We start from the raw sequence: 18423 nt of genomic DNA on the forward strand, positions 1-18423 counted from the left end.
CAGAGCCAGCCATGACCTTCATCACAAAAATACTGCTCCAGAGCGGGAACCGTCCCGTACTGGACAAAGTCGTGTCGGAAATTCGCTCGACGGCGGAACGAAAAGGGGCGGACCTGCGGGGCCCTCACTCCGAACCGCCGGAACGCATCCGTGTCCCACAGTACAAAACGCTCTCCGGTGACGAGGGACGTCAGTTCAGAAGTTGGGATTACACCGTGTACACGCGAAAGGTGGAAATCGTGGGTCACAACGGCGTTTCACGGCAAGTCGCCGAGATGGATTTCCCGCCGGGAATCCGCGTCGAGGTAGAACTCGAACAGATTCAGGGAATGGGCAAAGCATAACTCGGACCCGAAATCCCCGAATTTCGTCGTTTCTCCGCCGATACCGAACGGTTCTCTCGCTCGTGTTCACGCGTAGCGATCGAAATACGGTGCGGTAATCGGTCGTGTTTTCTCCCCCATTCACCTATCGGTGCGCCTGACGGTCGTACTGATGAGGTTGAGCCGTGGGCTGAAGAACGAGGCGTCCCTCGTGAACCGATACCTGACGCCGGTGCTGAGTCCGTCTCGCGTGAAAACGGTCGTCGAACCGACGACGTTTCCCCCGGAAGTGTATCGAACCGTATATCCGATGTAGTCGTCCAGTTGTGTGGTTTCCACCGCATCCCCGCCGCCCGGCAGCGTGAGCAATCTCACGGTGGTCGATGCCGGAAGTTGATCGATGACGCGGAAGGTCTCTCCTGGCCGGAAGTCGTCGGCGTATACGAGCACGTTTTCACGGCTCTGTGCGGTGCTGGTTCCCGCGGCCGAGAGTCCGAGTGCGACTGCCCCGACCGTTAGCGCACCTTTCTTCATGAAATCCCGACGCATGTCGTTTCCACCCGTTCGATTCGAAGTATCGGTTGTCCGTGTCTCCATCGGTGGTCCCCCCCGTGTGGGTACTACGGTAGAAACGACGCATCCTTCGGCAATAACTGTAATATGAGCTAACTGTTACTGGGTAACCGACCGGTAACGCTCTTCGAGTGGAACTGTCGGTCCGGGAAAAACGAAATAGGGGTAATTTCGAACCGGGCGTTCTCAGGCCGTTTCGCCGTCTATCGGTTCGAGAAACGTGGCTCGTCCTTCGTGGTCACTCTCGTCGAACTCCTCGACACGGAGCCGGACGCGAGTGTCGAGGGCGTCCTGCGGTGCGCCCTCGACGTGGAGGAGCGTGTCGCCGACACGCGCGAGGGCAGTGCCGTTTTTGTAGTCCGTGAGGTAGACCTCGATCTTCTCCCCGGTATCGAACTCGGGTTTGTTCGTACGGAACGTCCACCCTGCGGTGTATTTGTCGAAGAGACTCATACTCGTGCCACCTCCTCAGCACGGCGGTCGGAAACGTATTCGAGTCCGAACCCGGTCAGTGCGGAGAGGAGGAACACGCCGAACAGGAACCACCCGTGGAAGACGAACGGCCACACTTCGGCGGGGTTGACCAGCATCGCCGGTGTGAACCACTCGAACTGGTCCACCAAGCCGACCATGGTTGCATAGCCGACGAGGACGCCGCCTCCCCACGGGAAGATGTAGCCCATCGCGGAGGAGTTCGCGTCGAGAATGTTCGCACGGCGGTAGCCGTTGATGTTGAACTTCTGGCCGATACGAGCGACGTAGGGTGCGATGGCGATTTCGGCGGCGGTGTTGATGGTGATCATCGCGTTGACGCTCGCCGTTCCCATCACCATCGTCGTCTCCGCACGTCTGACGTTGGTCGCCACACTGTCGAGCAACCAGTCTTGGAGCGCCTCGAAGCCACCGCCGCGAATCATGATTTGCGCACCCGCGACGATGAGCAAGGTCAGTACGATAAGCGGGAAAAAGCCCGATGCACCGCCGTACAGGCTTCCGTCTACCGTGCCGGCGTTTTCCGCGTTGGCCGAAACGACCTCTACGACCGGGAGAAACGCCAACTCCTGCGCGAACGGGCCGTTTTCCGGCGCGTAGAACACCAGCATCTGCTGTATCTTCGCGAGGCCGAACACCAAGTTGGCGGAGACCGCGAAGATGAGGCCCCACGAGATCGCCTCGACGATGTGGCGGCCCGATATCGCCGTTACGATAACGATGAGCATCGAAACCAGGTGGATGAGGCCGATCGGGTTCCCCTCCAGAACCGCCGCTCCGGAGACGTCGATCCCACTCATCATCGATCCGGCAACGACGTAGCCCGCGAGTGCCAGTATCGCCGCGAAGATGGCGTATTTAAAGCGTGATGCGACGACGCCGCCGATATCGGAATCCTGCGTCACCGCGCTCACGATGGTCGTGTCGCTCACCGGTGCGAGATTGTCACCGAACACTGCGCCCGAGAGAATCGCACCGAACATCAACACCGGGTTCGCGCCGATCAGGAGGCCTGCCGGGAAGAACAGTCCGGTAAACGCGATGGTCGTCCCGTAGCCGGTTCCGATGCCAGTCGCGAGCAGTGCGGCGAGTATGAACGTGGCCGCCGGAAACAGTGTCGCGCCGATACTTAGCGTATCCGCGGCCCAAACGAGTCCCTGAACGAAGCCACCGTCTTGGAGCACCTGTGCGAACATGCCTGCCCAGAGCCAAGCGACGATGGCCGTGGCGGCCACACGTTGGGTCATCCCTTCGAAGATGGTGTTCGCGTAGGTTTTCCAGTTCCCTTTAGCGAACAGCATCCCGATGATGAGTGAAACGAGCATTCCGATAACGAGTCCCGTCGTGTCTCCGATTCCGAGAAATCCGCTCTGAAACACCGCCCAGACGATGAACAACGCGATAGGCAGTGTACTCATCCACTTTCCGCCGTAGAATTCGATTCGCGGTTCGCTCCGCGCTTGTTCCGCTTCCATCAGCTCTTCTTCTACTTCTTCACCCGGTTCATCCTGTCTATCTTCTGACGAACCCATCTAACTCACCTCTATCAGTGTGAGCCAAGAGGGTCCGGTGTTATAAATCATAGCTATTTCATGATGACAGTTCGTGAAAGCTGAAGCATATCGCACGAAATATCCGATTTTTCCACACCCGCAGGGAAGATGCAACGCCTGCCCACTCGTGAGGGTTTAAGCCTGCGCCGGTCGTCGCCCTTGCCATGAGTCAGCAAACCCATCGTGATCGGCTTGTCGAACTCCGACGGGACCTCCACCGCCATCCGGAACCGGCGTGGCGTGAGTTTTACACGACCTGTCGAATCGTGGATGAACTGGAAACGATCGGCGTAGACGAACTCTACGTCGGCCCCGAGGTCCTCGCGGAAGAGGAACGGATGGCCGTTCCGGACGGGGACGAACTCGGCCGATGGTACGAACAGGCGAGACAGGACGGCGCCCGTGAAGACATCCTCGAACGGTTGCAGGGCGGGAAAACCGGTGCGGTTGCCGTCATCGAACGGGGTGAGGGGCCGACCGTCGCTCTCCGGGTCGACATCGACGGTCTCCTCCGCGAGGAATCCATGAACGAGGATCACGTACCCATGGCGGAAGGGTTCCGCTCCGAGCACGCGGGCGCGATGCACGCGTGCGGGCATGACGCTCACGCGACCATCGGACTCGGCGTATTGGAAGCCATCAAGGATAGCGACTTCGAGGGGACGCTGAAGGTACTCTTCCAACCCGGCGAGGAGCGTGTCGCCGGTGGGAAGCCGATGGCCAAGAGCGGTCACTTGGACGACGTGGATTACTTGCTTGCGGTTCATATCGGTCTCGACCACCCGACCGGCGAAGTCGTCGCCGGTGTCGACGGATTCCTCGCCGTCAACCATTTCCTCGCCGAGTTCACCGGCGAACCTGCCCACGCGGGGGGGAAACCGAACGCCGGTGAGAACGCGGTTCAGGCGATGGCAACCGCTATTCAGAACCTCTACGCCATCCCTCGCCACGAGGACGGTGCGACCCGAATCAACGCCGGGAAGGTCGGCGGCGGCACGGCAACCAACATCATCCCCGAACAGGCCCACATCGAGGGCGAAGTGCGCGGCGAAACGACGCACCTCAAGAACTACATGAAAGAGCGCGCGGACCGCGTACTGGAACACGCCGCCGAGATGCATGGATGTTCGGTCGAACTGAGTTCGGAGGGTGAAGCGCCGAGCGCCGAGAGCGACGAGGATCTGGTCGAAATCGTCCATGAGGTTTCGACCGATACCCGCGGCGTGGACAACCCGATTCGTCGGGACACGCTCGGCGGGAGCGAAGACGCGACCTTCCTCATGCAGGAGGTACAGCAAAACGGCGGCCTCGCGGCCTACGTTGGCGTCGGGACCGACCATCCCGGTGGGCACCACACCTCGACGTTCGACGTGGACGAGGACAGTCTTCCGATCGCGGTCGATCTATTGTCCTCCTCGATCCGAGAGATCGCAAGTAAGCGTCCGTAAGTCGATTTTCCCCTTCGTGGGTTTCCAACCCTGTACGGGCGAAAGTGGTTTCCTCGAAACAGCCGAATCTCTATCTATGGGGGGAACTGAAACGACACGGCGGGGATTCATTCGGGGTCTTGCCGGAGGAGTTGCGGTTGCGTCCACGGCAGGGACCGGGTCCGGGCAAGAACAGCGAGTCATCGAGATGACCGACAGTCTCGTCTTCGACCCGGATGCCGTCACGGTTGCGCCGGGGACGACCGTCGTCTGGGAAAACACGGGGTCCGTCGGACATTCCGTTACGGCGTACGAGGACGAAATCCCGGGGAACGCCGCATACTTCGCGAGCGGAGGGTTCGACAGCGAACAGGCGGCACGGGACGCCTATCCGGAGGGTGAAATCGGCGGCGGCGAGTCGTTCGAACGGACCCTCGACGTGGAGGGCGTCTACGAGTACTTCTGCATTCCACACGAGTCCGCGGGGATGGTCGGCAGTATCGAAGTGAGCGCTGGCAGCGGTGGCGGCGGAGGTAGTGGCGGTGTCCTGCCGTCGATACCAGGTGCGGCGAAAACACTGGCAGTAGCGACGGTATCCGCCCTGTTCGCTGTGTTGGCAGTCACGTACTTCTTCCTCAAGTACGGTGGCGATTACGGGTTGGACTGAATAACGTAATGGTCGACTCGATTATGGTATATTTCCAACCGTTTCAAATGCAGACGACAATTTTTATTACCCTCTGTCGCAAGGCTCTGAACAGACCGAGCAGTATTGCAGTGTTGGAGGTCTACAGTATGAACGGGAACATCAACGACAGTAATGACGGCGGCATTATCACGGGCACAGCACGAGCAAACCAGCATTCCTGCTATGCGGACGACGAGAAACTCAGCACGGCAGTAGTAATGGCGCTCGCCGAAGTAGCGGGGGACGACCCCGCGGAAATGGGAATGCCCCTATACGATGCTATCGACCCTGATGCGTTAGATACCCTTTTCAGCGACAAACACGACGGGACACCCCGAATGGGTGGCAAAGTCGTCTTCGATATTCTCAACTATCAAGTAACGGTTCACAGCTACGGCCAAATCGTTATCAGCGAACTCGACTGAGCGAAAATCCGAGCAAGTTGTTCTTTTCTAGACACTTCGTCGATTCTTGCCTTTCGTGTGCAACAGCGTGCTATGGGATGGCATGACTATCTTTCGTTCGTAAGACGACGCTGGTCATCGAGAAACCGAGTTCTCCACCGTAACAAACCGATCGTGACGTCGGATTTGCGGCCGAATCGACGATCGTATCAGTATTTTGGTGCCGCGTCGGTCGCTTCGTACACGTCGTCCATCAAGTCGTCACGAACCTCCTGCCACGATGGAAGACCTCGTGGGTCGGTCGGGTAGTGGTCGTAGTGGTCGATGATGTCGTCGGCCAACTTCTTCGTCTTGTACAAGTCGTAGATGAGCCGCCAGTGGTCCCTCGCGTCGATAGCGGTCTGTAACTTGAGCTTCCACCCGATGTTCGCACTGCCGGAATAGAGTGCCTCGGAGAGCTTCTCGGTCGGCAATGCTCCGAGCATCCCCATCAGGTCGTCCACTTCGACGGCAGTCGTGAAGATGTTGTAGATATCGAGACCGGCATATCGTGCACCGAAGTGGTCCATGACACGCTGGTTGTACCGCCACAGGTTTTGCTCGCTCACGTCGCCGGATTCGAAGGCTTCGATGGCCTGCTCGCCCGCATACTTCCCCGCGTAGGCAGCACCTGCGATGCCGCCGCCGGTCGTCGGATTGACGTGACCTGCGGCGTCACCGACCGCGATGAATCCCGGGGCGACGGCGGAATCGTACGGTCGTCGGGTCGGCAATGCAGCACCGAGTTTGTCCTCGACGGTTGCACCCTTGAACTCGGGTCGGTTACGAAGGTCCCGCTTCAGGTCTTCGACCAGTTTCATCGGCTCCTCGTTCATCTGGAAGCCGAGTCCGGCGTTGATTTCCGTACTGGTGCGGGGGAAATACCAAAGATAGCCTGCGGCGCGGTCTGTCGGTTTGAACACGAGTGCGTCGTCCCATTCGACCGGTTCCTCGACGTGAAGCACTTCACGGTAGGCGGAACAGAACTGTGAGTAGGTGACGTTCGTGTCGAACGTCGCGTCCGAGAAGTCCGTTTTGTCCTGCAAAAGCGAAAGCGCTCCGGCGGCGTCGATGAGCAGTTCGGATTCGTACTCGACGACATCTCCCTCGTGTATTGCGCGAACACCTGTGACGTGGCCATCGTCGTCCTGTGTCACGTCCTGTACGACTGTGTCGTAGTGGAACGTCGCACCGGCGTCCTTCGCACCGCTGATGATTCGCCGTCCGTACTCCCACCGGTCGATGACGGCGAGTTCGCCGGGAACCGGGATTTCGAGGACGGTGTCTTCCTTCGGAATCTCGAACCGACCGTGGTCTACATCCGTGTTCGTGAACGCGGGTTGGATCTTCTCCTTCGGAATCGCCTCGGGGAAGGCGTCCGCACCTTTCAGCGCGTCCCCGCAAGCGATGTGTCCCGCTTCTTTCTCCGTCTTCCGCTCCACGACGACGACGTCGTAGCCCTCGCGTGCAACAGTCGCCGCGGCGTAACACCCCGAGGTTCCTGCGCCGACGACGACCATATCGTACTGCTCGGTCATGCGTTTCGCTACGAGAGGGAAGCGAGAAAACTCTTTATCCCCTTTTGTGTCCTTTCGAAAACGACGTAAAATGTGAACGGGCGGGAATAAAGAGTTTTGTCAGGCTTGTTCGTATTCCCGGAACATGAACGAATACACCGTCGAGTTCGTCGGGACGGGCGAAACTATCGAGGTATCCGACAAGGAGACCATTCTCAAGGCCTGTATCGAGGCGGGAATCGCACAGGAATACTCCTGCCGGGTCGGCATGTGTCTCGCGTGTTCCGCGGAAATCGTGGAGGGAGAAGTCACACAACCGGCAGCCCGTGGACTGACCGAAGCGGAAGCCGAAAAGTACGCGCTTACCTGTATGGCCCGTCCACAGAGCGACCTGAAACTCGACCGCGGCAAATACCCACCCAGCATCGAAGCTGATGCGGACGCGATGGATTCGAACACGGCAACTGCGGACGACGACTGACGACGACTGACGACGAAGACGACTACCGATTGCTACCGAACCACTCGCTAGCGAAATCGACCAGTTTCCGCTGGCTCATCGCCGTCGTCTCGGCGTTGCCGACCTGTCCCCGAGCGACTGCTTCGGGGTGTTCTCGTTCGAAAGCCTCTCCGACCCGTTCGAAATCGTCGTCTTCGAGACCGAGTTCCGTCAGTTGAATCCATTTTCGCTCGCCGTCCTTCATCACTGGCGCACCGTCGGGGACGGTTTCTTTCTCGTAGTCGCCACGGTGTTCGGCGAGATGAAGTGAGGTGTTCGAGTCGTGTCCTGCGCCCAACAGGAGGACCGTCCCGTTCCTGTCGTACACGTCGGAAAGCGGGGAGTTCTCGCCGAGTCCGAAATCGTACTCGTGGTCGGCAACGATGGGTTCCGCGTCCTTCCCCCACGCTGCGAACGAAACCTGTGGGTGCTCGCTTCGAACGACGTCGGGATAGTTCCGGAACGTCTCCGGAATTGCGCCCATTCCGCGCGTCGGCGTTATTTCGGGTCGATAGGGTGTCATCGTCGCTCGGATTTCGTCCTCCCAATCGTCGGGGACTGGCGGATTCTGCCACCCCTCCGGGTCGGACAACCCCGTGTGGGTTGGCATCACCAGGGTTCCGTCCTCGCTGATGACTGATCGGAGTGCGTCCACGACCGCTGGTGCACCACCACTGACCCATCCGAGGGCAGAAAGCGACGAGTGAACCAGTACGGTGCCACCCACCGACACCCCGAGGGTCCGAAGATCCGTTTCGATTCGTTCCGTCGTAATCGGTTCGTCACTCTGCTCGATGGTTTCTCGTTCCGTCACGGAGGGCGCTCCATGGAAAATCGTTCCTTCGTGTTCGCATATAAATTTCCTGAAAGACGACCGACAGCATCGATTTTCTTCACGTCGAGTTTTCCGTCGGTCGTCACGGAATCGTCGATGTGAACCCACTCGACCTCGCCGAGTACCATCGTCGATGCGCCGATATCCACCATCTCGTACAGGGAACATTCGAACGCGACTGGCGTCTCTGCGACGCGCGGTGCGTCCACCGTCGTCGACTCCGCTCGGGCGAGTCCGGCGTGGTCGAACTCGCTTTCCCCGTGAGGAAGCGTCGCGCTCGTCCGGTTCATCGCCTCCGCCAGCGGTTCGGTAACGACGTTTACGACGAACGCCTCGGTTTCGCGGATGTTTGCGGGAGTGTCTTTCAATCCATCTTGGCCGTCTACCGGCGCGAACATTACGACCGGCGGCGCAACGCTCACGACGTTGAAAAAACTGTACGGCGCGAGGTTGTCCACTCCATCGGGACTTCGAGTGCTTACCCAGGCAATCGGGCGTGGAACGACGGCACCCGCCAGCGTTCGATAGAGCGACTGTACTTCGTTCGGGTCGAGTTCCATGCGAAGTGATGGGTGTGGGACGGCAAGGTCGTTCCGGGTGCAGACGAATCTGCCGGTGTATCTCTTCCGTATATGATATTAATTGTCGGATTATCGCAGAGGGAGAGACGCCATCAATCATATCTTTACTGGCACTCGGGAAATTGTCACGAAAACATCTCTCAAAATATGTTTGTGAATGCCGTATTTATCCTCGCATTTATAAATATATTTATAATGCTATACGAGTTATAGTAAATTACCTCCTACAGTTTATCGACTTGTATCCGAGGCGGGTAGCAATCTGACGCCACGCCATCTACAATCTGACACGATGTTTGACTGTAACTTCGGCACGAATATCAGATATCTATCTACGGCCGGGTACGCACTCACATGGAGTGAAACTCTACAATAGAACACAAAATCAAAAGCGTGCTGCTTGTAGCTGTGTTGTTGACCTCTGCCGTGGCCGGCGTTGCGGTGGCCACGGATCATGGCGCTAACGCAACCGCAGTGAGCGACACTGTTGCGCAATCATCGGACGACAGCGACTGGAGCGACGGTAATTCCGACAGTGGCGGTAACCCGGACAACAAAACCAGCGACGACTCGAACGATAGCAGGACTGGTGACGACTGTAAGGATGAAATACTAAAAGCGAGCATCGCCTTCGACAAGCAATCTACCGATGGCGAGTCCGTGACCGTACAGAAAGTCACGCTGAAAGAGAAGGGATACGTCGTTATCTACGACGAAAATGGCAACGTCGTCGGGCAGTCCGAGCAGCTCGAAGCCGGAACCCACGCGGATGTCACCATCAAGCTGAACGACGAGTTCTGTGAGGATACGAAGCTGAAAGCTGTCCTCTACGTCGATAGCAACGGCAACGACGACGACGCTGACTGGAGCGACGGCGACTCCGACAGTGACGGCGACGACAGCGATGACGATGGCGATCACCCCGCCTTGAACGGCGACAAAGCCATCTCGGGGTGGGCGTGCATCATCATCGAATAACATCACACCATTCGGCCGACGGTTCCTTTTCTTCATACGATTCGACGTACGACTCGTCATTCAGATAGCCGAATCAAACATTAGGGGTGAAGATAATTTTCCCCTATGAGCGTCACCACGACGGCCCGGTCGGTCATCGATGTCGTCCGCGAACGCAACATCACGTTTCTCGCGGCGAGTTTCGCATACTACGCCTTCGTGTCGGTCTTTCCGCTCGCGCTTCTCGCAATCACCGTCGGGTCACTCATCGGCGGACAGGCGTTCGCCACCGCGCTCGTCGACCAGGCACAGGGGTTGCTATCGCAACAGGGCGCTTCCTTCCTCGAACAGGCGCTACAGAACTCGTCGGCACGGGCAAGCGCGTCCCTCCTGAGTGTCGTCGTCCTACTTTGGAGCGCGCTCAAACTGTTTCGGGGGCTGTTGCTCGCCTTCGAGGAGGTGTATCAGCGTGACCCTGAGGCCGGTATCGTCGAACAGCTAAAGAAGGGGCTCGTCACGCTGGTCGCCGTCGCCGTCGGTATCGCGTTGATGATCGCTATCGGGGCCGTGATTCGGTCGGCGACGTTGGAGTCGATTCCGCTCATCGACTTCGCCGGGACGCTTGCCCTCCTGTTGGGCCTCATGCTCGTTTTCCTCCCGCTGTACTACGTGTTACCGCCGGTGTCGATGACGCTCCGCGAGGCACTCCCCGGTACCGTCTTCGCCGCCGTCGGGTGGATCATTCTGCAAGGTGGCTTTCAGGCGTATGCGGGTGCTGCGAGCAAAGCCCCCGTCTATGGGGCGCTCGCCGGTGTCATCCTCTTTCTTACGTGGCTCTACTTCGCGGGCGTCCTCCTGCTCGTCGGGGCCGTGGTAAACGTCGTCGTCGCGGATCGAAATGCTGCACTCCTGGACTGATGGCCGCCACACAAAAGTAGCGCTTCGATGTATTCCCCGCTGAGACGATGGCTGAAGATAACCGCGACAGAGAACGGGAGATGCAACGGGAACGAAAGCAAGAGATCGATGAAGAACTCGACCGGGTAGACGAGGAGATGGATTCGACGGAGCTGAAACAGTCGGACGCGGAGGGGATTCCGGAAGACGAGGACGCGGGCGACGAGCGAATGGACGACCGGCACGTCGAGGTCAACGAGGAGACCGACCGGGCCTGATTTCCCGGGCACTACCATCCTTTTCGTCCGTTACTGCACCGCACAGTTGTTCGGCCCGAGTTCGAGTTCGAACGCGGCGGCGTCCTCGACCGTTTTCCGTCCGAGATTCACCATGACGATCTCCTCGTAGTTGGCAGGCCGAGGTGGGAGGTCACTGGCGACTCGTGCCACGAACTCGTCACGGCCGACAGAGAGGAGCGGAATCGAATCACGCACTGTCGGCAATCGTGCGGTGAAGGTGTCGTCTCCCCTCCGCCGCGTTTTCTCGTGAACGTGTCCCGGTGCGACGACTGTCCCATCCGGAAGCGAGAGAACGTGCTCGTGAAGTGTTTCGTAAAGATCACTCGCCAGGTCGACCGCTCGGTCCGAACCGTCGCTTGCGACTTCGTCGCTCGTCCCTCCCTCCAGATCGGGCCGCCCGATGCTATCTAAAAACAGCGTATCGGCGCTGAAAAGCGTATTTCCGAGCCGAAACAGCATCATTTCGCTGGTATGGCCTGGAGCGTAAATCGCGGTCAGCGCCGCCGTTCCGACCTCGATTTCGTCGCCATCCTGTACGAACGCTGCCTCTAACGCGAGCCCTCTGTCTCGCGCGCCATCGGGCAGGATCATTTCCGCGTCAGTCGCCGATGCGACTTCACGCAGGCCGCTCACGTGGTCCGCGTGGACGTGTGTGTCGATGGCGTATCGAAGCGCTGCTCCCTGTGCTCGGGTGTCTTCGACGTATCGGTCGGCAAACTCCCGGAGCGGGTCGATAACGGCGGCCTCCCCATCGGAGATGACGAGGTACGATAGACAACCGCTTGACGGACGCTCGTACTGGAGAATGGTCGCGTCATCCTGGCCACTTCCGCCGTCGATTTCGCGTGCGACGTACACTCGCGCCCACCCGTTCATTCCGTCGGCCAGATTCTTCGCGTCGATGCCGGCGTCTCGGAGCATCTCTGCGACCCGTTCGCTCGCTTCGCCGCGAGGACAGACCGCGACGACTGGTGATTCGAGGGCAAGCGAGTCGGCAAGCGTCGGAATCTCGTCCGTTACCTTCGCGCTCATGAATTCGGCGTAGGGCGTCTGGACGGTCCGGGGAGCGTCGATATGCCACGCCTCGAACTCGTCGCGGTTACGAACGTCGAGAATCGTGAGCGACTCACCTCGGTTCAGTCGGTCGTACAGGCTTCGAGCGGAGAGGGCATCTTCCATATGCTGACTACGTGTTTCGTGGGCAAAAGCGATCGCCCCGTTTTCCGTCGCTCTCCTCTGACTACCCCGTTATCTCGCCCAAACGTTATGCCCACCGTCGTCGTCCCGGTCGTATGAACGCCGACGATTTCGACGATTCGGTTCGAACGGCCAAATCAACCGAACTCGACCGCCTCGGCTCGCAACAACTCCTCGTCGCGCTTACCGGCGCTGATCTCGAACCCGAGGTTGTGCTCACCGCGGTGGCGAGAAGCGAACACACCGCGGCCGAAACGTTTTCCGAATGGGCCGGGAGGTCGCAGCGGGAACTGTTCGACCGACTGGCAAAACAGGAAGAGGACCATTACGAACGCGTGGTCGCTGAACTGGACACATTCGAACCGGCCGAAATCGATCCGATGCACGGACGTCTCCGCGAACTGGACGACGACGTTTCTCGCGCGGGCGGCCTCGTCGGACGCTCGCTCGTCGGCGACAAGACCTTGCTGCAGGTCGTGAACTTCTTCGTCAACAAGGCCGACGAGCGCCGTGCAAACGTTTTTCGTGACTTGCGCTCGGATACCCAGAACAACATCGGCGACGGCGTCTCCTTGCTTACCGACTGCTGTGGCGGTGAAGCGGACTGGGAGTACGCGCGGGAGACCGCTGAAGAAATAGTTCAGATCGCCTACGAGGACTACGCCGATACGTTAACTGGAATGGGACTCGACCCGAAGCCGATCTGCTGAGGGTTCGTTTTGGGATGTGCGAACGAATCGCACACTCGTAGAACCGTCAACCGCCAGAGCCACCCCTCTCGGAATCGCTGTACTTCGCGGAATATCGGTTCGTCGCTCGTTCGGGGGAGATATTTCGTTCGCTCCGGTCGATGCTGGTCACGTTCGAAAAGACGGTTGTCGAGCGGCCGCAAACGGGAGAGAGTGAACGTCAGTCGTCTCTCTCGATGCGATTGCGGAGATACGCCCCCACACCCGCGAGTCCGCCGACCGCGGTAACGATTCCGAATCCCGGTTGTCCGTCCGTGGTGGTCGTGGTAGTTCGTATCCCACCGCCTGCCGAGTCCGTCGTGGCCCCCGATGTTTGTGGTCTCTCCGTCATGGATGTCGATGTGGCCATCGTTTCCGTCGTTGTCCTGGTACTTTCGGTCGTTTCACTCGCTGTTGTTCCGCTCGCCGTCGTTGCTTCTTCGGTCGTCGTCTTTACCGTTGTTTCGTGATCTGTCGTGGTCGTTCCTTCGTTCGTCGTAGTCGTCTCCTCATCCGTCGTCTGGGTGGTTTGCGTCATCGTCTCACTCGACTCGTCCGATCCGAGCACGTGAAAGTCGGCATACTCAGTGTACATCCAATCGAGGGTCGACCGCATTGGGAACGTGGCAGTGTACACTCTCCCGTCGGCGACGACGGGCGTCCCGGCAGCGGGTCCGGTATCATCGAAATCCCACGCTCCGAACGAGTGACTCCATTTGGATTCGCCTGTCGCCGCATCGATGGCGATGACGAGCGCATCACCGGTATCCGGGTCGGGGTCCGTTCGCCCACCGACGTAGAGCGCGTCGTCCGCGGCCGTTACATCACTCGCGAGTTCTGCGTCCGTTTCGTACGCCCACACTTTCTCGCCCGTATTCGCGTCAAGTGCGTGTACCGCATTGTCGAGTCGATAGAAAACGTGTCCGTCAGCGACCGTGAGCTGAGCGCCCCACCAGTAGTCGTCGATTTCGAGCGAATGTGTCCATATAACCGTCCCGTCGTCGGTTGACCGCGCCCGGATGTCGGTTCCCGTATCTCTGTCGGTTTTGATGCTGTACACTCGATCATCGGCAACCGTCTGTAACTCATCTTTATCTTCAGACACGTCCCACAGGACGGAGCCGTCATCGGCGGAAAGTGCGACGCGATCGCCGTAGAAGAGGGTTCCATCGGTATAGCAAATGCCTCCGCCGACATCTGCGGTTTGCCAGATCACGTCACCGGTTTCCGAGTCGACTTTGTAGGCGTCTCCCATCACCTTGCAGTACAATCCGCCGTCGGCGACCAACGCCCCACCGAACCCCGCGGACGCCGCCTTGTGCCATTTCGTCTCACCGGTCTCACCGTCGAGCGCGAAGAATCCGGTCGAGTCGGCGTCTTCGGAACCGTAGGTATCGAAGTAGAGCGTTCCATCACCGAGTGTGGGTGTCCCCGGACGAGAAATTCCATCCCGTTTCCAGAGCTCGTTGCCCGCCAGGTCGTAGGCGGCGACGTACCCCTCACTGGTCGAGGGAGTGTGCGATGTCGTCACGGCCAGATAAACTCTCCCCTCGCCAACCACTGGTTCGCTACCGAACATTCCACCACCCATGTCGAACGACCAGTCGGTCGTTACATTCGAACCGGGACCACTATCGGTGGTCGCCCCGGTTCGTCCGGCGTTTCCGCGGCGCATTGGCCACTTACTGCCGGACTCGTTGGTATCCGCCGCACTAAGCGCGAATCCGGTTCCGACTGTTGCCGCCGCGCCGAGGATACCTACTGTTTTGAGGAACTCTCGCCGATGTGTCCCATCCATGCAGATTCAGGATGTATTGCCATTAGATAAGTTTTATGCCAGAATAATCCTAAAAACCTCTTTCGAAAACTGGTATCGTAATAATGTGTTCACCAAGTAGCACTGAAAATAGAAAGATTGTCAAGTGGTATGTGAAACGTGGATATGGTCACACTTACTGTTTGTCACACGTCGGTAATTCACCGATCGTATATAGATACTCGAACGGTTGGCTGTCTTGTTCCTCGCCAGTTTGCTCACTCGACAAATGGATCGAATCGGATATTCACCGGCCCGACTACACTTCGTCAAATAAGTCGAACCAAGGATTCGCCAGCTCGATTCATCTGTGCCGAATCGAACAGCGCAAATCCAAGATTTGCTGGCCTGACAAGCGTAGCTTCGTCAATCAGCGTGAGGCAACGCCTCGCTCGTCCGACTTCGCCTTGCTTAGTCGAACAACGTCTCGCCTTCGACCATTTTTTCCTCCACGACGTCCATGTCGAGCGTGATACCGAGTCCCGGTTTCTCCGGAATTTCGATATAGCCGTCCTCGATAACGTCCTCCTCCACCAGGTCTTCCCACCAGCCGAGTTGGTAGGAGTGGTACTCCACCGCTAGCGAGTTCGGAATCGCGGTGCCGACGTGGGCACTGGCCATCGTCGCCACGGGCGAGGAGACGTTGTGCATCGCGACCGGGACGTAATACTGGTTCGCGACGTCCGCGATTTTTCGGGTTTCGCGCATGCCACCCACCTTCGGCAGGTCGGGAGCGATGATGTCCACGGCGAGGTTTTCGATGAGACGTCGTTCCTCGGTGACGCGATAGCGGTTTTCGCCCACCGTAATCGGCGTGCTGGTGGATTTCGTGACCTCTTCTTGTACTTTCAGATTCTCCGGTGGAACCGGATCTTCGAGCCACCACACGTCGTAGTCCTCGATGGACTTTGCGAGGCGTTTCGCGCTGCCGGCCGAAAACGTCCAGTGGCAGTCGAAGGCGACGTCGGCGCGGTCTTTCACGCGCTCGGTAACTCGCTCGACGATCTCGGCTTTGTGCCGGATCTCTCCGGGCCGGAGGTGGCGGTTCGCGCGGTCCTTTTCGAGACCGGACGGAACGTCCAAGTCGAACTTCAGGGCGTCGTAGCCGAGTTCCTCAACAACGCGCTCTGCCTCGTCGGCGCAAGCCTCGGGGTCTGCCTCGTCAGCAGTGTGGCAGTCACAGTACACGCGAACCTCGTCACGGTACTTCCCGCCGAGCAGTTGGTACGCTGGAACGTCGAGAATCTTTCCCGCGAGGTCGTGGAGGGCGATTTCGATGCCCGAAATTGCGGTTACCGTGACGCCTTCGACGGACCCCTCGCCGGACATCTTCTGGACGAGGTGTTCGAACAGCCGGTCGATGTCGAGCGGGTTTTCGCCGACGACGAACGGTTTCATCCGCTCGATGAGCTCGGGCACTCCCGCGCCCCAGTAGGCTTCACCCGTGCCGACGATTCCAGCGTCGGTGTAGACGCGAACGAGCGTCCACGGGAAGTTCCCGTCAACCATCGTCGTCTGTACGTCGGTAATTTCGACGTCACGTGTACCACTTCGATTCGCCGTCGTGCCCATCGTTTCTGCGGAAAGATTCCGCATCGTGTACTCCGCGTTCGGGTCGTGGAGCGTCGAGTAATCGCGTCCCATGCCAGCGGGTACTCAGCCCAGAGTAAAAGTTCGAATGGTATCGGCTAGTCACTGCAGTACGTCGACTGGCTTCTCCGCACTGATCCATGCGTGGACGGAATCTTCCGTTCGGAGCTCGTATCGACCGCGACGATAGTAGCCGACGACCCGTGGAGCGGTCTGCTGTTCTGGCATCTCGACTATCGATTCGGTCGCCGTCGTCCTTACTATTGACCAGTTAACTGTTGACACGGGAAAATAGGGCGACCGTTCCTGTCTGTTGGCGGACGAACGTCGTAGAATCTGAGTCGCCCGCTCGATCGCCGCTTCTGTCGATTAAGTGGTGTCTAATCGACGTCCCCTTCGAAAACACACACGAATTTTTACATTTTAGCGGTCAAACACCAAATATCCGACCGACTCGGCTCGATGGGCGACTTCGTCGTCGGCGCTTCGCTCCTCTTCGATTCGAACTTCGACGCTCGAACTCGTGAGGTTCCGATACCGGATTTCCGAGGAGTCGTAGCCATTGTACGTCTGGATGTCCGCGATGAACGTCGGGTTGTCGTGCGATCCGTCGAACGAAATTTCGTGCCACTGGTGGGTGACGACGTCACCCGTCCGTCCCGCCTCGAAGTCCGTTCCACCGACGCTTCCGTATCCCTCCTCGACTGCGAGATAGCCGACCGATTCGTCCGTGTGCGCCCCGTACCTGTCCTGCTCTTTCAGACAGATATCCATCCCATCCCGGGATACCTCGTGATGGCGCGTTATCACGGCGTCGAGTCCGTTCCGCGATTGAGCCTGGCTGAAGACGACGGGCGTCGAAGCGAAATCCTGCTCGAACGAGACGGTCCGGAAGGAGTCGTCGGTGGTCACGTGTCCTACCTCGACCGTCGCGCCGCCGAGCGAATGTGCCCCGGATTCGAAGACGGCGTACCCGAACGTTTCGCTGGTGTGTGGTCCATCCTCGTACTCCCACTCCTCGATTCGGTACTGGAACCCGCTACTGCCGACGTTTCGTAATCGAACGTGGGCGGGGTCATGGCCGTCGTAGGTCAGCGATTTGGCGATGACGGTCGGCGAATCGTACGACCCCGCTAAGCCCTCATCGAACCATTCGTTTTCGTCGCCCTGTTTCGCTGTTATCGACCCGAATTCGCCGAGCGATCCGGAGGACCCACCACTGCCGCCGTCGTCCGGCAGACGGTTTTCTATCCAGTTCAGAATGTCGTGGGTGTCGTGATGTGGGGGTGTCGTATCGCCGTTCAGTTCGAACGTGGGCGTGTACGTCACACCGTCGTCGCCAGCAGCGTACCGCGTCTGGTAGACTGGATCCTCGTATCTGCCTTCTTTCGCCCACGAGATGGCGGTATCACGTTCTTCGAGGTCGGATCGATTCATCCGGACACGCATGTCGCTGTAAGAGACGTTGCCGGAGACCCGGTTTTCGAACATATTGCGGAAGAAGGCCCAGTACTCGTTCGGTTCGGCCGTCCATGCACCCATCGCGGATTCGGAGATGAGCGGGTCGCTGTCGGAAATAAAGTAGTACGAGGAGCCATGGGAGGAGTGTCCCGGGGGTTCGTAGGCAAGCGCCCGAAACCGAATGTCGAGGCGTCCCGGTTCGACGAACTCCCGAATCACATCTTCGAGGTTGTTGAGGACGAAATCCTTCGTATACGGGCATTTGAAATTCCCGTACAGCGTCGCGGTCGGGTTGCCACCGTGACCCATCGTGGCATAGGTGTACTGTCCCGGAGTATCAGGTACTGGGGCACCGGAGACGGGGTCTGCGGTGGTGTGGTTCGCATTTACAGTATTTGCAAGTCCGAAAAGTGCAGTACCGCCGATGAGTCGCATAAACGTTCGTCGTGTCGTGTTTTGCGTCGCGTTTCGGATAGGGTTTTGTCGCGTCACGATTCTCTTCGAAAGCAGTTTATAATATAAAACGAGGAATCGTTGAACGTTGCTA

Annotated in this window: 20 protein-coding genes; 9 read left to right on the forward strand and 11 right to left on the reverse strand. The window is 58.7% G+C overall.

What is annotated here, in order from left to right:
- Positions 1 to 11 precede the first annotated feature (11 nt).
- Positions 12 to 344 carry an uS10/mL48 family ribosomal protein gene (locus OOF89_RS09250; RefSeq protein ID WP_266075431.1) on the forward strand — a complete coding sequence of 111 codons (333 nt, stop codon included), beginning with the start codon at positions 12 to 14 and terminating at the stop codon, positions 342 to 344.
- Between the two features lie 120 nt (positions 345 to 464).
- Here the strand turns inward: OOF89_RS09250 and OOF89_RS09255 are convergent, their stop codons facing one another.
- The 3 genes from OOF89_RS09255 to OOF89_RS09265 form a co-directional block, all read right to left on the reverse strand.
- Positions 465 to 920, reverse strand: coding sequence for a twin-arginine translocation signal domain-containing protein (locus OOF89_RS09255; protein ID WP_266075433.1), 456 nt, complete (start codon positions 918 to 920; stop codon positions 465 to 467).
- Between the two features lie 162 nt (positions 921 to 1082).
- Positions 1083 to 1349 (reverse strand): DUF7513 family protein, encoded by a 267-nt coding sequence (locus OOF89_RS09260; RefSeq protein WP_266075435.1) that lies wholly within the window; start codon positions 1347 to 1349, stop codon positions 1083 to 1085.
- The gene (locus OOF89_RS09265; protein ID WP_266079731.1) at positions 1346 to 2863 is read right to left on the reverse strand and encodes a Na+/H+ antiporter NhaC family protein; all 1518 of its coding nucleotides are present in this window, start codon (positions 2861 to 2863) and stop codon (positions 1346 to 1348) included. The genes OOF89_RS09260 and OOF89_RS09265 overlap by 4 nt, the downstream gene beginning before the upstream one ends.
- 242 nt (positions 2864 to 3105) lie before the next feature.
- Between OOF89_RS09265 and OOF89_RS09270 the strand changes: the two genes are divergently transcribed.
- From OOF89_RS09270 to OOF89_RS09280, 3 genes are all read left to right on the forward strand, one after another.
- The gene (locus OOF89_RS09270; RefSeq protein WP_266075438.1) at positions 3106 to 4389 is read left to right on the forward strand and encodes an amidohydrolase; all 1284 of its coding nucleotides are present in this window, start codon (positions 3106 to 3108) and stop codon (positions 4387 to 4389) included.
- Positions 4390 to 4465: 76 nt separating this feature from the next.
- On the forward strand, positions 4466 to 5035 hold the full coding sequence (locus OOF89_RS09275; RefSeq protein ID WP_266075440.1) for a plastocyanin/azurin family copper-binding protein: 570 nt from the start codon (positions 4466 to 4468) through the stop codon (positions 5033 to 5035).
- A gap of 128 nt (positions 5036 to 5163) precedes the next feature.
- The gene (locus tag OOF89_RS09280) at positions 5164 to 5481 is read left to right on the forward strand and encodes a HalOD1 output domain-containing protein (protein ID WP_266075442.1); all 318 of its coding nucleotides are present in this window, start codon (positions 5164 to 5166) and stop codon (positions 5479 to 5481) included.
- Between the two features lie 188 nt (positions 5482 to 5669).
- Here the strand turns inward: OOF89_RS09280 and OOF89_RS09285 are convergent, their stop codons facing one another.
- Positions 5670 to 7037, reverse strand: a complete 1368-nt coding sequence (locus OOF89_RS09285; protein WP_266075444.1) for a geranylgeranyl reductase family protein — start codon at positions 7035 to 7037, stop codon at positions 5670 to 5672.
- Between the two features lie 124 nt (positions 7038 to 7161).
- Here OOF89_RS09285 and OOF89_RS09290 point away from each other — a divergent pair, with 124 nt between their 5' ends.
- Entirely contained in the window at positions 7162 to 7497 is a 336-nt protein-coding gene (locus OOF89_RS09290) for a 2Fe-2S iron-sulfur cluster-binding protein (protein WP_266075446.1), read from the forward strand.
- Between the two features lie 22 nt (positions 7498 to 7519).
- On the opposite strand, the gene OOF89_RS09295 is transcribed toward OOF89_RS09290, so the two are convergent.
- Together OOF89_RS09295 and OOF89_RS09300 are read right to left on the reverse strand one after the other, a co-directional pair.
- On the reverse strand, positions 7520 to 8329 hold the full coding sequence (locus OOF89_RS09295) for an aminoglycoside N(3)-acetyltransferase (RefSeq protein WP_303657558.1): 810 nt from the start codon (positions 8327 to 8329) through the stop codon (positions 7520 to 7522).
- Complete coding sequence (locus OOF89_RS09300) at positions 8326 to 8910, reverse strand: flavin reductase family protein (RefSeq protein ID WP_266075448.1); 585 nt, start codon at positions 8908 to 8910, stop codon at positions 8326 to 8328. The genes OOF89_RS09295 and OOF89_RS09300 overlap by 4 nt, the downstream gene beginning before the upstream one ends.
- A gap of 435 nt (positions 8911 to 9345) precedes the next feature.
- On the opposite strand from OOF89_RS09300, the gene OOF89_RS09305 reads away from it, so the two are divergent.
- From OOF89_RS09305 to OOF89_RS09315, 3 genes are all read left to right on the forward strand, one after another.
- Positions 9346 to 9909: a DUF7282 domain-containing protein gene (locus OOF89_RS09305; RefSeq protein WP_266075450.1), complete on the forward strand. Its 564-nt coding sequence runs from the start codon at positions 9346 to 9348 to the stop codon at positions 9907 to 9909.
- A 105-nt stretch (positions 9910 to 10014) separates the two neighbouring features.
- Positions 10015 to 10806: a YihY/virulence factor BrkB family protein gene (locus OOF89_RS09310; protein WP_266075452.1), complete on the forward strand. Its 792-nt coding sequence runs from the start codon at positions 10015 to 10017 to the stop codon at positions 10804 to 10806.
- A gap of 47 nt (positions 10807 to 10853) precedes the next feature.
- On the forward strand, positions 10854 to 11063 hold the full coding sequence (locus tag OOF89_RS09315) for a hypothetical protein (protein ID WP_266075454.1): 210 nt from the start codon (positions 10854 to 10856) through the stop codon (positions 11061 to 11063).
- Positions 11064 to 11093: 30 nt separating this feature from the next.
- Here the strand turns inward: OOF89_RS09315 and OOF89_RS09320 are convergent, their stop codons facing one another.
- A complete protein-coding gene (locus OOF89_RS09320; protein WP_266075456.1) occupies positions 11094 to 12263 on the reverse strand; it encodes an MBL fold metallo-hydrolase in 1170 nt (389 codons plus the stop codon).
- 113 nt (positions 12264 to 12376) lie between these two features.
- On the opposite strand from OOF89_RS09320, the gene OOF89_RS09325 reads away from it, so the two are divergent.
- Positions 12377 to 12991, forward strand: coding sequence for a ferritin family protein (locus OOF89_RS09325; RefSeq protein WP_266075458.1), 615 nt, complete (start codon positions 12377 to 12379; stop codon positions 12989 to 12991).
- Between the two features lie 199 nt (positions 12992 to 13190).
- On the opposite strand, the gene OOF89_RS09330 is transcribed toward OOF89_RS09325, so the two are convergent.
- From OOF89_RS09330 to OOF89_RS09345, 4 genes are all read right to left on the reverse strand, one after another.
- On the reverse strand, positions 13191 to 14807 hold the full coding sequence (locus OOF89_RS09330) for a PQQ-binding-like beta-propeller repeat protein (RefSeq protein ID WP_266075460.1): 1617 nt from the start codon (positions 14805 to 14807) through the stop codon (positions 13191 to 13193).
- Between the two features lie 429 nt (positions 14808 to 15236).
- On the reverse strand, positions 15237 to 16469 hold the full coding sequence (locus tag OOF89_RS09335) for a mandelate racemase/muconate lactonizing enzyme family protein (RefSeq protein ID WP_266075462.1): 1233 nt from the start codon (positions 16467 to 16469) through the stop codon (positions 15237 to 15239).
- A gap of 48 nt (positions 16470 to 16517) precedes the next feature.
- Positions 16518 to 16643 carry a hypothetical protein gene (locus OOF89_RS09340; RefSeq protein WP_266075464.1) on the reverse strand — a complete coding sequence of 42 codons (126 nt, stop codon included), beginning with the start codon at positions 16641 to 16643 and terminating at the stop codon, positions 16518 to 16520.
- 195 nt (positions 16644 to 16838) lie between these two features.
- Positions 16839 to 18368: a DsbA family protein gene (locus OOF89_RS09345; RefSeq protein ID WP_266075466.1), complete on the reverse strand. Its 1530-nt coding sequence runs from the start codon at positions 18366 to 18368 to the stop codon at positions 16839 to 16841.
- Positions 18369 to 18423: the final 55 nt, after the last annotated feature.

The organism is Haladaptatus caseinilyticus (assembly GCF_026248685.1).
Taxonomy (GTDB): domain Archaea; phylum Halobacteriota; class Halobacteria; order Halobacteriales; family Haladaptataceae; genus Haladaptatus; species Haladaptatus caseinilyticus.

What these genes read in the sequence shown, in the direction of transcription:
- OOF89_RS09250 (WP_266075431.1), top strand. Translation starts at nt 12, where the DNA reads ATGACCTTCATCACAAAAATACTGCTCCAGAGCGGGAACCGTCCCGTA.
- OOF89_RS09255 (WP_266075433.1), bottom strand. Translation starts at nt 920, where the DNA reads ATGGAGACACGGACAACCGATACTTCGAATCGAACGGGTGGAAACGAC.
- OOF89_RS09260 (WP_266075435.1), bottom strand. Translation starts at nt 1,349, where the DNA reads ATGAGTCTCTTCGACAAATACACCGCAGGGTGGACGTTCCGTACGAAC.
- OOF89_RS09265 (WP_266079731.1), bottom strand. Translation starts at nt 2,863, where the DNA reads ATGGAAGCGGAACAAGCGCGGAGCGAACCGCGAATCGAATTCTACGGC.
- OOF89_RS09270 (WP_266075438.1), top strand. Translation starts at nt 3,106, where the DNA reads ATGAGTCAGCAAACCCATCGTGATCGGCTTGTCGAACTCCGACGGGAC.
- OOF89_RS09275 (WP_266075440.1), top strand. Translation starts at nt 4,466, where the DNA reads ATGGGGGGAACTGAAACGACACGGCGGGGATTCATTCGGGGTCTTGCC.
- OOF89_RS09280 (WP_266075442.1), top strand. Translation starts at nt 5,164, where the DNA reads ATGAACGGGAACATCAACGACAGTAATGACGGCGGCATTATCACGGGC.
- OOF89_RS09285 (WP_266075444.1), bottom strand. Translation starts at nt 7,037, where the DNA reads ATGACCGAGCAGTACGATATGGTCGTCGTCGGCGCAGGAACCTCGGGG.
- OOF89_RS09290 (WP_266075446.1), top strand. Translation starts at nt 7,162, where the DNA reads ATGAACGAATACACCGTCGAGTTCGTCGGGACGGGCGAAACTATCGAG.
- OOF89_RS09300 (WP_266075448.1), bottom strand. Translation starts at nt 8,910, where the DNA reads ATGGAACTCGACCCGAACGAAGTACAGTCGCTCTATCGAACGCTGGCG.
- OOF89_RS09310 (WP_266075452.1), top strand. Translation starts at nt 10,015, where the DNA reads ATGAGCGTCACCACGACGGCCCGGTCGGTCATCGATGTCGTCCGCGAA.
- OOF89_RS09315 (WP_266075454.1), top strand. Translation starts at nt 10,854, where the DNA reads ATGGCTGAAGATAACCGCGACAGAGAACGGGAGATGCAACGGGAACGA.
- OOF89_RS09320 (WP_266075456.1), bottom strand. Translation starts at nt 12,263, where the DNA reads ATGGAAGATGCCCTCTCCGCTCGAAGCCTGTACGACCGACTGAACCGA.
- OOF89_RS09325 (WP_266075458.1), top strand. Translation starts at nt 12,377, where the DNA reads ATGAACGCCGACGATTTCGACGATTCGGTTCGAACGGCCAAATCAACC.
- OOF89_RS09330 (WP_266075460.1), bottom strand. Translation starts at nt 14,807, where the DNA reads ATGGATGGGACACATCGGCGAGAGTTCCTCAAAACAGTAGGTATCCTC.
- OOF89_RS09335 (WP_266075462.1), bottom strand. Translation starts at nt 16,469, where the DNA reads ATGGGACGCGATTACTCGACGCTCCACGACCCGAACGCGGAGTACACG.
- OOF89_RS09340 (WP_266075464.1), bottom strand. Translation starts at nt 16,643, where the DNA reads ATGCCAGAACAGCAGACCGCTCCACGGGTCGTCGGCTACTATCGTCGC.